Source organism: Paraburkholderia sp. GAS42, from assembly GCF_050436565.1.
GTDB lineage: Bacteria > Pseudomonadota > Gammaproteobacteria > Burkholderiales > Burkholderiaceae > Paraburkholderia.
In genome coordinates this window covers 241,145-252,361 of record NZ_JBNDML010000010.1, presented here as the reverse complement: position 1 = coordinate 252,361, position 11,217 = coordinate 241,145, and the positions used below count along the sequence as shown (strand labels likewise).

At 60.0% G+C, this 11,217-nt stretch carries 11 protein-coding genes and 3 pseudogenes; 5 read left to right on the top strand and 9 right to left on the bottom strand.

All coding sequences use genetic code 11. The annotated features are described in order from the left end of the window. Positions 1-90 precede the first annotated feature (90 nt). Together P3T16_RS17300 and P3T16_RS17295 are read left to right on the top strand one after the other, a co-directional pair. Positions 91-315, top strand: a pseudogene (locus P3T16_RS17300) (transposase domain-containing protein); the annotation flags it as partial. Between the two features lie 14 nt (positions 316-329). After that, complete coding sequence (locus tag P3T16_RS17295) at positions 330-821, top strand: hypothetical protein (RefSeq protein WP_429343185.1); 492 nt, start codon at positions 330-332, stop codon at positions 819-821. Between the two features lie 330 nt (positions 822-1,151). Here the strand turns inward: P3T16_RS17295 and P3T16_RS17290 are convergent, their stop codons facing one another. The 5 genes and pseudogenes from P3T16_RS17290 to P3T16_RS17270 all read right to left on the bottom strand — a co-directional run. Next, positions 1,152-1,385, bottom strand: a complete 234-nt coding sequence (locus tag P3T16_RS17290; protein ID WP_429343184.1) for a hypothetical protein — start codon at positions 1,383-1,385, stop codon at positions 1,152-1,154. 151 nt (positions 1,386-1,536) lie between these two features. Then, on the bottom strand, positions 1,537-1,899 hold the full coding sequence (locus tag P3T16_RS17285; protein ID WP_429343183.1) for a hypothetical protein: 363 nt from the start codon (positions 1,897-1,899) through the stop codon (positions 1,537-1,539). Positions 1,900-2,229: 330 nt separating this feature from the next. Beyond that, a pseudogene (ltrA, locus tag P3T16_RS17280) lies at positions 2,230-3,915 on the bottom strand (group II intron reverse transcriptase/maturase). Between the two features lie 667 nt (positions 3,916-4,582). Continuing rightward, on the bottom strand, positions 4,583-4,813 hold the full coding sequence (locus tag P3T16_RS17275) for a hypothetical protein (RefSeq protein ID WP_429343182.1): 231 nt from the start codon (positions 4,811-4,813) through the stop codon (positions 4,583-4,585). 69 nt (positions 4,814-4,882) lie between these two features. Further along, positions 4,883-5,305 (bottom strand): annotated as a pseudogene (locus P3T16_RS17270) (response regulator); the annotation flags it as partial. 333 nt (positions 5,306-5,638) lie between these two features. On the opposite strand from P3T16_RS17270, the gene P3T16_RS17265 reads away from it, so the two are divergent. Next, positions 5,639-6,940 (top strand): MFS transporter, encoded by a 1,302-nt coding sequence (locus P3T16_RS17265; RefSeq protein WP_429343181.1) that lies wholly within the window; start codon positions 5,639-5,641, stop codon positions 6,938-6,940. A gap of 226 nt (positions 6,941-7,166) precedes the next feature. Here the strand turns inward: P3T16_RS17265 and P3T16_RS17260 are convergent, their stop codons facing one another. The 4 genes from P3T16_RS17260 to P3T16_RS17245 all read right to left on the bottom strand — a co-directional run bounded on the left by P3T16_RS17260 (position 7,167) and on the right by P3T16_RS17245 (position 9,281). Further along, positions 7,167-7,439 (bottom strand): hypothetical protein, encoded by a 273-nt coding sequence (locus P3T16_RS17260; RefSeq protein ID WP_429255939.1) that lies wholly within the window; start codon positions 7,437-7,439, stop codon positions 7,167-7,169. Positions 7,440-7,543: 104 nt separating this feature from the next. Then, positions 7,544-7,975, bottom strand: a complete 432-nt coding sequence (locus tag P3T16_RS17255) for a DoxX family protein (RefSeq protein WP_429343180.1) — start codon at positions 7,973-7,975, stop codon at positions 7,544-7,546. Between the two features lie 223 nt (positions 7,976-8,198). Further along, positions 8,199-8,663 (bottom strand): RbsD/FucU family protein, encoded by a 465-nt coding sequence (locus P3T16_RS17250; RefSeq protein WP_429255907.1) that lies wholly within the window; start codon positions 8,661-8,663, stop codon positions 8,199-8,201. A 249-nt stretch (positions 8,664-8,912) separates the two neighbouring features. Next, a complete protein-coding gene (locus tag P3T16_RS17245) occupies positions 8,913-9,281 on the bottom strand; it encodes a nuclear transport factor 2 family protein (RefSeq protein WP_429343179.1) in 369 nt (122 codons plus the stop codon). Positions 9,282-9,402: 121 nt separating this feature from the next. On the opposite strand from P3T16_RS17245, the gene P3T16_RS17240 reads away from it, so the two are divergent. Together P3T16_RS17240 and P3T16_RS17235 are read left to right on the top strand one after the other, a co-directional pair. Further along, positions 9,403-10,323, top strand: a complete 921-nt coding sequence (locus P3T16_RS17240; RefSeq protein WP_429343178.1) for a helix-turn-helix domain-containing protein — start codon at positions 9,403-9,405, stop codon at positions 10,321-10,323. Positions 10,324-10,403: 80 nt separating this feature from the next. Further along, positions 10,404-11,195 carry a 2OG-Fe(II) oxygenase gene (locus P3T16_RS17235; protein WP_429343177.1) on the top strand — a complete coding sequence of 264 codons (792 nt, stop codon included), beginning with the start codon at positions 10,404-10,406 and terminating at the stop codon, positions 11,193-11,195. Positions 11,196-11,217 lie beyond the last annotated feature (22 nt).

Genomic DNA, 11,217 nt, shown 5'->3' with positions numbered 1-11,217 from the left:
AATAATGCCGACAATCCGAGCGACCCGGAACAGGGATCCGCCCAACTGCTGCGCCTGTGGATTCATGACGCGGCATAATCCGGAAGTCGGCATAATGCGTTAGAGCGGCAAATCAGGCCAATTGCTCTCGGGAGGGCGAACTGGATGTTCGCAGGCTCGCCGAGAGGCGCAAGAGCCGCAGCCACGATGTATTCACTGCTCGGTACGGCTCGTCTGAACGGCTTCGAGCCTTATGCATGGCTCAAGGACACACTTGAGAAGTTGCCGTCGTATCCTGTCAACCGCGTGCACGAACTGTTGCCGCTCGCCCGTTAAACGCCTACACATTCATGGACATTCTCGACTCGCTTCGGCAGGCGCCCAGCGCCGAGTTGTATCGCCTCTATCTCGCCATCGGCAAAATGCTGGACGACCCGCGACGCATTCTCGAGGTACGTCAACGCCTGCATCTGGGAATGGAGGTCAGCTATATCGGGGGCGATCCCCTCGCACCACCTTCGCACGGGACGGTGGTGGAGCTGAGGCAAACCCAGGCAGTGATCCAGGACAACCAGAGCCGTCAGCGTTGGTCAGTGCTATACGCGGCGATTATCCCTGACACTGCGAGCGGCCCAACTCACGCGCCTCCGTCGCCGCCACCGCGAGCTCAGCGAGAGGAATTCTTCATTGGTGACACCGTCGGTTTCACCGACAAACATCTGAGCGAGCGGGTCGGCATCATCGTCCGGCTCAACGCAAAAACCGCGTCCATCGCTGTTAATGATTCGGAAGGCCATTGGCGGGTCTCTTACACTCTATTGCGGAAGATCGTCGACATCTAACCGCGCGACACCGTCAACACGGGTTCCGCTGACGGATACGTGCCAGACGACTGGCTCTGTGGCCATTCTGCAATACCTGCGGCTGCGATTCATATAGGTCCGCCCCACGGTAGATGCGGCAATGCGGCCTCTCGCATATATTCAGACGAGATGCCTGATTGCTTCAGAAGCGCGGATGTGTAGGATAGAATCAACGTCAGCGCCCCTAGCGCGACGTGTGTGTTTCGGGCCGCAGCAATGTCTGCGGTTTTTTACATGCGAAATCTCTTCAGCGCTTACGCGAGCTATCCGGCGTCGCTAACTTCGATGGCACAAACAGCCGGCGCAGACTTACCGAAGGGAAAACGGCGGCTTTGGGCGTCGCCGACCGTCGATATGGGCTTTTGCGTATTCAATGGCAAACAGGCATGCCGCGCTCTCGGATGCAAAGTAACCCAGAATGCCCAATGCTTCGCGTTTGCCGTTCCGATGCGTGACTATCGCTGTTGCTGCGTAGCTTGGGATGGAAATTGGGGCCAGAGGCATGATCGTCGATGTCCTGTATTCAACGGGATCAGCATGCATGACATGTCGCTCCTTGTGGCCGCTCGGCGAGTCGACTGAGGTACCTCAGTTTTTCTATCCTAGGACAATTCTTTGACGATCAAAAGGTGGAGGGCCGAACCGGCGACAAGGGTCGGTTGACGTGGCTGTGTCTAGTCGCCCAAAGTCGCTGTCACGGGAAAGCCCGGTCAAGGGAAGGAGCCCCTAACCGGAAGCACCCAGCAAATATATTCGCCATTCCTGGCTGCCTTCCGCGTGATTGCCACAGCATCATGACGACGTAGCCAGCGCTGTCGAGCGCAACGTCGAGCTCGGTCAGGTTCGTCGCCTCGGGAATGCGAAAGCGACCGCGTGATGCATCCCAGAACGCGTTGGCGGACACCATCGCTGCGTACCCTTCGTTGAATGCGTGAAACGCGAGCTTTCCGCCAGTGTGCGGAATGCCGACCCGCATCAGCAGACCGCTATCCAGTTCCGCGTTGCGTTGCCGAATCGGCATGCCTGCGCCGTGCAGCAATGTTTCAGTGGGGTTCATTGATGCTCCATGTCCAGCGAAGCAATCCCCTTGCGGGAACTGCCCGCAAGGGAAGGAAAGACTTTAGATAAGCAGCCAGCACGTCCGACCGATTGGCAGAACTGCATGCCGCAACACGGCTACGGAGCGCTGTAGACCTCGCCTAACGCAGACACGGTCGACCAGTTCCTCAGATACGCGTCAACGAAGTCGTCGTTGCCACTAACGACCAGCGCGTTTTCCGAGTTGTACCTGGCTGCCTGCTGGGTATCGGGTAAGGACACGGCGTTACCGCCGCATCCTCCCCTAAGAACTGTACGTGCGAGTTTCCCCGCATACAGCTCAAGCCTTTCAAAGCCCATTTTCATAGGCCGGTTTCACAACTGAGAGCCCACGGGCGTGCAGATTCTGATGACAGACAGGATGTAGAAGAACACGATTACTGAGAGCGTTCGATCCGCCATACTGGCGATATTCGATGTGATGGTCGTGCCATCCCGTCTCTTTCGTAATCGGTCCATCGCACAGTACGCACCGGCCCCGCTGTGACTTGTACAGCTTCGACCACTCGCGTCGGTGTTGCATCTGGTCGAACGTCCAGTTTTGCCGTAGCGTCTCGCCGTACAGTTCCCATTGCGGATCGTAGGGGTTGTAGTCCCCTTTGACCTTGATGTGACGTCGAATCGGAGCATGAGACGTGCTGTGCAATACAGCGCGCCCATTGGCCCCATGCCCCGAAACAGTCGTAGCAAATACCCAGTGCCTGTGTCCCATCGTCTGGAAATATCGCCGCCTCACCCACGTGGGAGCCTTGTTCGGGTGACGCCGCCGTGCCCGTCGCCAGAGCAGCCAGAAGATGAGATGATCCATTCGCCTGAACACCGCCTTGGCGACTACGTGCCGGTGATACTGCGCCCAGCCCCGCAGCTTCGGGTTCAACAGTTGAATAAGCACTTCCTGTTTAACCATCTTGTTGGGAGTGACCGCTTCACGCACGGTGCGATAGAACGCTTTCACGTTCTTCGTGCTCGGCTTGATCAGGAGCTTCCCGTCCGGAAATTCCAGCCAAGAAAATCGAAGCCATCGTCTATATGTGTAATCCGCGTTTTTTCCGTGGATAGGGCCAATCCGCGACGTGCCAGAAAGGTTTCAACCCATGGTTTGACCGTATTTTCCAACACCTCTTTCGAGGCGCCGGTGATAACAAAGTCATCCGCGTAACGCGACATATTGACTTTCTGACGGATGGCATTCCGAACACCCAGCGTCACCCGAAGGTGTTGCCGAAGTCCAAATTCCAGGCCGTTCAGAGCCATGTTCGCCAATGTAGGAGAGATGATTCCCCCTTGCGGCGTTCCGGCAGTCGTGTCCTGAAACTCACGTTCGAATACGACCACCGCCTTTAGCCACTTGCGGAGTAGCTTCCTGGTCAAGTAGCCACTCGTGACTGATATTGTCGAAACAGCCGGCGATATCAGCCTCAAGTACCCATTGGGCGGAGCGGCGAGGCGCAAGGCAGATGAACAAGTGCTCCCCTGCATCAGCGGTCGAACGATTAAGTCGGAATCCGTACGAATTCGTGTCACTCGTCGACTCCGATACCGGGTCCAAAGCCAATTGGTACAGGACTTGCATCGACCTGTCCCTCATGGTTGGAATTCCCAATGGGCGTTGTTTTCCATTCGACTTCGGGATGAAGACGCGCCGCAGAGGCAGTGGCCTGTATCCCCGCGTGTTCAACTTGCCAAGCGCCCTAAACCGACTCTCGGGCGAGTCCCATAGCTCACGGTCTACACCAGAAGTCCGTTTGCCCTGGTTCTCAGTCACTCGCTTCACCGCCCATGCTTTGGCGGAAAACGAGCGGGTCAGCGATCTTTGCAAGGCTTTCACCTTGCGCCAGTCGCGTTCCTGTGTCGCCTTTGCAATTCGCATCTGCGTCCCCCGGACGTTTCGTTGAACCCGCTTCCAGTCGATGGAATTCCAGGACAACGGCCCGTCGGAGAGCGCAGATCCAACACTGTGTTCAGATACTTCCATGCTGCTCTCCTACTTCGTGATCGGCGTTGGCCGATTACAGATAGATGCTGGGTCAGTCAGAGGTCTTGCAACGAAAGACCAGACGGAAGTAGGCGTGCTTTCGCGCGGGATGATGTCGCAACCCCTATCCGGTCCATTACAGTCCGGCATTTGCTTTTTCCGTCCTCTCTTACCCGCACCGCCAACAGTGTTCCTTGCGGTTCACCTGCCCGAAGGCGGCGATACGGGCTTACCACGTTCCTGATTGGCCACACGACCGGGTTAGGGTCTGCCCATTTGCCGGGGGTCTGATAGCGACGTGTCTCAAAACTACAGTGAGACAACCGACCACCTGTACCGTTTGGTCAATGCCTGACAGCCGCTTTGGCACCTTTTCCAGCTTGACGACATTTATCAGCAGTTCACATCTGTTACCCATACCAGCCAGCCTTGCCTCTTTACCCCAGTGCGGCTGGGAGTATCTCCCCGATCACCTCGCGGTGATCTTGCACCCGCGAACGGGGAGTACGTTGTCGGTGGGGTTTCAAACGACGCCGTTGCCAGCACCGCATGCCCTCCTAGGCTACTGTCGGTCGCACGACGGGTTCGCTATCACAACGTCGAACTTCAACGTCATAATCGAACAATGACAAATCAAGCGTTCACAGGTTTTCGCCTGTGATACGTGTCACACGAAGTTGTAGCTGCCCGTTTCCACCGTCTTGCCGTCAACCACGATGTACGAGTGTTGGATCGGGAAAACGCGAACGGTTCGAACGAGCACGCCTGCATACGCAAGAGTTCCGAGCGCCGCGCGGGCGCGACCGGAACGGTCCTCCTCGACGTTGCTGCGATAGTCGACGGTTACCTCAATCTTAGCGATGAGAAAGTCTATGGCAGGCAAAAAAGCGCACGACATTAGTATCGGGTTTTGAACGAATTTTGAACAAGTATTGAACAGCCCTTACTGGGTAAGGCTTTGCGGGTCGCGGACCGTATCGAAGTGATACGGCCCGCAGTCAAAGCGTGCCGCGCCGTGCCGCTCCGGATACGCGCGGCGCAGCAATGCACGAACGCGCGCGCGAAATTCGAATGGACGCAGCGGCAACGTCACGTAGTCATCTGCGCCGAACGTGAATGCGCGCACCATACTCTCTTCCGAACCATCCATCGACGCGAACATGACGGGCAACTGGTCCCCGCCCACCGAGCGCACCGATTTCAGAATGTCGCCGCCCGCAAGACGCATGCCATGCCAGTCGAGGACCAGCATGTCGACGGTCGAGTGCGCCAGCGCTTTCGACAGAGTCAAGCCGTCCTGATACGTCAGGCACGCGTGCCCTGCCTCGATGATGATCTTTTCGATGCTCTTGCAATAGACGGGGTCGCGCTGAAGGATGGCAATACGCATGAGAGGGCTCTTACAAGTGGGTTCGCCCGCGATTCTGTTGGCGCCTCCTCCCCCGGCCCATAAGATCAGTCCGAATTTCAACGCGCATGCCGGTATTGTCGCCCGTCTCCCGCGTCTTCGCCGCGCTAGCCGCTCGCGACGGTGCTTCGCACGGCCCAAGCTTTCATCCTGTAAAATCGCGGGCTGGCAAAAAGTCGTCAACACGCGTGCCCTTATCCGGGCGGGCGTGCCCGTGTTCCGTGCCCTACCCCTGCGCTTTCCACACCTCTCGCCCGACGACGCCGCATTCCACGCCCCGCGCGTGACGTTTCAATTCACAACTACTACATCGCAATGCAAGCTACGGAACTGGGTAGAGCACAACCCGCTACACCACGCGCCCTCACCGGCAGCGACTACAAGACATTAGGACTGGCCGCACTCGGCGGCGCACTCGAGTTCTACGACTTCATCATCTTCGTGTTTTTCGCGCCGGTTCTCGGCCACCTGTTCTTCCCCGCTTCGATGCCCGAATGGCTGCGTCAGGTGCAGACCTTCGGCATTTTTGCCGCGGGATATCTTGCACGACCGCTGGGTGGCATCATCATGGCGCACTTCGGCGACCTGTTCGGACGCAAGCGGATGTTCACGCTGAGCGTGCTGCTGATGGCGCTGCCGACGCTTCTGATGGGCCTGTTGCCGACCTATGCCAGCATCGGCGTGATGGCGCCGGTGCTGCTGCTTCTGTTTCGCGTGATGCAGGGCGCGGCGGTCGGCGGCGAAGTGCCGGGCGCGTGGGTGTTCGTCTCGGAGCATGTGCCGCAGCGTCATATTGGTTATGCGTGCGGCACGCTGACGGCGGGTCTTACTGCCGGCATCCTGCTTGGCTCGTTGATCGCGGCCGCGGTCAATCATCAGTTCGCGCCTGCTGAAATCGCCGGCTACGCGTGGCGTGTCCCGTTCCTGCTCGGCGGCGTGTTCGGCCTCTTCTCGGTTTATCTGCGTCGCTGGCTGCACGAAACACCGGTGTTTGCCGAAATGAAGCAGCGCAAATCGCTTGCCGCGGAAATTCCGTTGAAGGCCGTCCTGCGCGATCACGGCCGCGCAGTGATCATTTCGATGCTGCTCACGTGGATGCTGTCGGCGGCGATCGTCGTCGTAATCCTGATGACGCCGACGCTATTGCAGAAGCAGTTTCACATCTCACCGGAAACAGCGCTGCTCGCCAACTCTGTTGCGACGCTGTGTCTGACGGTCGGTTGTGTGATGGCGGGCTCGATCGCTGGCCGTATTGGCGCGGCGCGCACGATCTTCATCGGTGGCCTTGCGCTGGCGGCGTGCTACTACGCAATGTTCCGGCAATTCACCGTCGATACGTCGTCGCTCGTGCCGTTTTACGGCGCGACGGGCTTTCTCGTCGGCGTGATCGGTGCGATTCCGTTCGTGATGGTCAAAGCGTTTCCGCCGGTCGTACGGTTCTCCGGCATTTCGTTTTCGTACAACGTCGCATATGCGGTGTTCGGCGGCCTGACGCCGATCGTCGTGTCGTTGATGATGAAGTCGGATCCGATGGCGGCACCGATGTATGTCGGCACGATCTGTATCCTCGGCGCGCTGACGACGTTCTTTATCAAGGACGCTCGCCAGTCGCGTTAGACGCGTCGTCAGTGCGTCATGCGGCGATGGATCATTCGCGCATGCCGACGACGCGCCCAGGCCTTGCGCGCGAGCCGCGAGCCGCGAGCCGCGTCAGCAATAAACGGCGCGTTCAGGTTCAGGGTGACGTACCGGGTGCGCCAAAAGCACAACACCCACGAAGCGTGAGCATCGTGGGTGTTGTTATGTTCAGAAACGCCGGATGAAGCGCCTTATGGAATCGCCGTCAAAGCGTGGTTTCCTGGATCTCGCCCGTATCGAGCGCACGTTCGACAAGCCCTTCTTCCTGCACCTTGCGGATCGCATTTTCAATCAGCTTTGGGGGATCCTCGATTTCCGCCTTGATCGTGCTGATGAAGCCGGATGCGTCGAGAATCACCAGCGTTTTCGCCGAATCAGCCTCGCTGATAATCACGCGATGAGGTGTCGGTCCTTCGCCGAGGCTCGCGCAAAGCCGCAGCACCTTGCCACCGATAGTCTGCTCGAAGCTTTGAATCATCATCTGCTCCCTGCATGGATATTCCGAAATCATCCTCGCATAGCTGATCAATCCTTGCTCGCGGCCGCCTGCTGCATCCACTAAAGTCCAGCAGGACCAGCAAGTTACAGACCCAGCCCGCTGCGCGGCGCCCGCGCGCCGTCGATGCTGATGCGGCCCGCGCCGGTCACGAACAGCAGCAGGAAACCACCGGCAATCGCGATGTTCTTCCAGAAATGAATGACCATGTCATGCTGGACGGCCGCATCGGTGATGTTCCAGAAATCGTGACCGATGATCGCCGTCGCGACCGCGTACAGCGCCATGATGATGCCGAGTGGCCGGATCTTGAAGCCGAGAACCAGGAACAGCCCGCCGAGGGCTTCGATTGCAACCACGATCGGCGCGGCGACCTGCACGAACGGCACGCCCTTTGACTGCAGATATCCCACGAAGCCTGCGTATCCAACCAGCTTCATGACGCCCGACCATAAAAACAGTGCAGCAAGGGCGATGCGTGCAATGAAGATTACGCCGGAATCGACGGGACGCGTCATGAGAGGGCTCCTGTGAAGAATAAGCAGAAGACCGGGCTAAAGCGTGACAGTTCCCGGACGCTGATCGTCAGAATATGTGCATTGCCGTCGTTTTCCAAGGGAAAAGACGCACGTTGACGTTGCGCCCCGGGCCGCCGGCTCAGCGCGTCCCAGCGCCCGTTCGCGGTGCACCCCCCAAGGGGACTTCCTTCGGGGCGTGCCCCAAGGGCACTTCCTTCGGGGCCTACCCCAAGGGGGCGTCCGGCGCGAGCAGCACGCCCTTCTTGAAGACGAAGCAGCCATAGCCACGCTGTTCGCCCGTCGCGATCACGCAATATGCCTCTCGCGCGCGTTCATAAAATGCAAAACGGTCGAGCGATGCGAGCGGCACATCCCGACCTTCGGCGGCATTGATTTCGGCCTGCACTTCACGCTGCACGACGGGAATCGTATCCGGCTCGCCGACCACTTCCATGCGCAGCGCAGGATGATCGACGAACGTATCGAGCGGCAGCACGGACAGCACCGCGCGAATGGCACGCGCTGAATCGACACCATCGAGACGCAGCAACGTGCCGAGCACCGTTGCGCGCGCAACCGAGTCGGACGGGAAATTCGCATCGCAGATGACGAGTTCATCGCCATGTCCCATCGCGCGCAGTGCATGCAGTATGTCGGCGTTCAGCAGCGGGTCCAGATTCTTCAGCACGTCCTGTTCTCCTGTTCAGTTAGCACAACGGCCGCCTTCGCAGGCAGTCCGTGTCCGTACGGTACCGGCATACTGGCCGCCCGCACAACCCGTCGCATCGCTGATGCATCATCGGATAGGGGTGCAGCGCACGGCGGGAGAAGGCGCGCAGCGACGGCCCAACGGGCGCGGTACCGGTGCATTGTAATGACAGGCGCCGGGCCGCGCAGGCTTTGAGCGCTGCGCGACTGTCCAGGCCCTGGGACGCTGTTACGCGCCGCCCGGCACCTGATCCAGAAAGCCGGTGACGGTCCGCAACCGTCCGCACGCCTCGACGACGCCGAAATCCGAGCCCTTCACAATCGGCGTGCCTTCGGGTGTTTCGAGCCACCACGAAAAGCGCACGTTGTTCGCGAAGCCATCGACGTCCGACGCGCGGCGAAACGAGTGCCCTGGAAAGCGTTCATGGACCGCACGGATCATCGCGTCGATGCCGTCGTGACCGTTACCGGCGAGCAGCGGGTCGACATAGACGCAGTAGTCGGTCCAGGTCGCCGCGATCAGCTCACGGCGACGCGCGGCGTCGGTTTCGTTCCAGGTGTCGAAATACTGGTCGATCAATTGGGTATAAGCGCTCATCACAGCCTCCTTCAGCGGGTTTTCAGGGAAAGGGGACCCGGCACCGCGAACACTTTTTCCACGGCAGGCCCTGACTGAAGGTTCGGCGATGAACGGCAGCGGGTCGATTACGTTTGAGGTAATGGAATCCCGGCGTCGTTTGGCTATCATCGGCAGCATGAACACACTTTCCGCTTCCCACCCCCCTTCCCGGATCGTTCCGCCCGGTACATCGGCGGCCCGTCGCACTGTCGGCGAACTGCTGCGCGAGTGGCGTCAGCGGCGGCGCATGAGCCAGTTGCTGCTCGCGTCCGAGGCGGATATCTCGACGCGGCATCTGAGCTTCGTCGAGTCGGGGCGCGCGGTGCCGAGCCGCGAAATGGTGATGCATCTCGCCGAGCGTCTCGACGTGCCGCTGCGCGCGCGCAATGCGCTCCTCATCGCGGCAGGCTATGCGCCGCTCTTTCGCGAGCGGCCACTGACCGATCCGCAACTCACGGCCGCACGCGAAGCGGTCGATCTCGTCCTGAAGGGTCACGAACCGTATCCGGCGCTCGCCGTCGACCGGCACTGGACGATCGTCGCGGTCAACAGTGCGCTCGCGTTGCTGGCCGGCAATGCGAGCCCGGCGCTGCTGGAAGCGCCCGTCAACGCGCTGCGGCTCAGCCTGCATCCAGACGGACTGGCTTCGTCGATCGTCAACTGGCACGCGTGGCGCGCGCATGTGCTCGCGCGTCTGCAACGCCAGGTCGATGTCAGCGGGGACGCAACGCTCGCCGCGCTGCGCGACGAACTCGCGGCCTATCCGACGCCGCCGGACGCCGCGCCCGACGACGAAGATCCGCTATCCGACACCGGCCTGATCGCGGTGCCGTTGCGCGTGCGCACCGTGCTCGGCGTGCTGTCGTTCTACAGCACGACCACCGTATTCGGCACGCCCGTCGACGTGACGCTATCCGAACTCGCGATCGAAGCGTTTTTTCCCGCCGATCCGCAGACGGCCGAAGCGCTGCGCGCGCACGCGTTGCAGAACGCGTCGAAGACCCATTCAACGGGGAATTAGACCGCAAGACGCGGAGTGTCCTGGGCGATCAGATTCCATAGACTGAGGCCATCACATCGCTGAATTCAACGGAGCAGGACATGAACCAGACGGCACTGTTTGAGCCGCAACACGAACAGAAACCGCGCGGCGCCGAGCGTGAACCCGGCCGCCCCGGCCAGAACGGATCGATTGCACAACGCGTCGAGGCGATCGACTGGTCGCGCGTCGAAGAAAATCTCGATCAGTATGGTTGCGCCAACGTATCGCAACTTCTCACGGCAGCCGAATGCAACGCGTTCGCTGCCGGCTATCCGCAGGACGATCTGTATCGCAGCCGTGTCGTGATGGCGCGGCACGGTTTTGGCCGCGGCGAATATAAGTATTTTGCGTATCCGTTGCCGGATATCGTCGGCACGCTACGTGCGGCGCTTTATCCGCATCTGATGCCTGTGGCCAACCGCTGGAACGCGCTCATGCATCTCGACACGCGTTATCCGGTCACACACGACGCGTTTCTCCAACGGTGTCACGCAGCCGGCCAGTTGCGTCCAACACCGCTGATCCTCCAGTACGCCACCGACGACTACAACTGTCTGCATCAGGATCTCTACGGCGAACACGTGTTCCCGATTCAGGTCGCGATTCTGTTGTCGGAACCGAAGCATGACTTCACCGGCGGCGAGTTTGTGCTGACCGAACAGCGTCCACGCATGCAGACACGCGCCGAAGTCGTGCCGCTTGCAAAGGGCGACGCCGTGATCTTCGCGGTCAACGAGCGCCCCGTGCAGGGCACGCGCGGAGCGTATCGCGTGAAGTTGCGGCATGGCGTGAGCCGGCTCCGCTCGGGGCACCGGCACACTCTCGGCATCATCTTCCACGACGCGCAATAGGGTCGCGAGACGTGCTCCGGCA